General features: G+C 45.5%; 1 pseudogene. It reads right to left on the bottom strand.

From position 1 onward, the window contains the following. Window positions 1–338, bottom strand: a pseudogene (locus tag PZH32_RS11930) (hypothetical protein); the annotation flags it as partial. Window positions 339–341 lie beyond the last annotated feature (3 nt).

Raw genomic sequence — 341 nt, 5'->3', positions numbered from 1 at the left:
ACGCCCTCCTCGATGGCTTTTTTGATGATCTTATCATCGACATCCGTGAAGTTGGATACATAGTTTACATCGTATCCTTTATATTCAAAGTACCGTCTTACCGTATCAAATACGATCATCGGTCTCGCGTTTCCGATGTGGATGAAGTTGTATACGGTCGGTCCGCACACGTACATTTTTACTTTTCCCGGCTCCACCGGAACAAACTCTTCTTTTCTCTTTGCGTCCTCTCTCCGCCACATAGCTCCGTCCGGAGTTCCGTATATCTTAATTCCCCAGCCGTAAGTTCTTACAAGGTAAACGCCTCTCTTATCCATAAGGACCGCGTCAAACGTCATTTT

The sequence above is a fragment of the Adlercreutzia equolifaciens genome (genome assembly GCF_029076695.1).
GTDB lineage: Bacteria > Actinomycetota > Coriobacteriia > Coriobacteriales > Eggerthellaceae > Adlercreutzia > Adlercreutzia equolifaciens_A.
The sequence above is the reverse complement of the archived record's forward strand: the minus strand, read 5'-3'. Positions and strand labels throughout refer to the sequence as shown.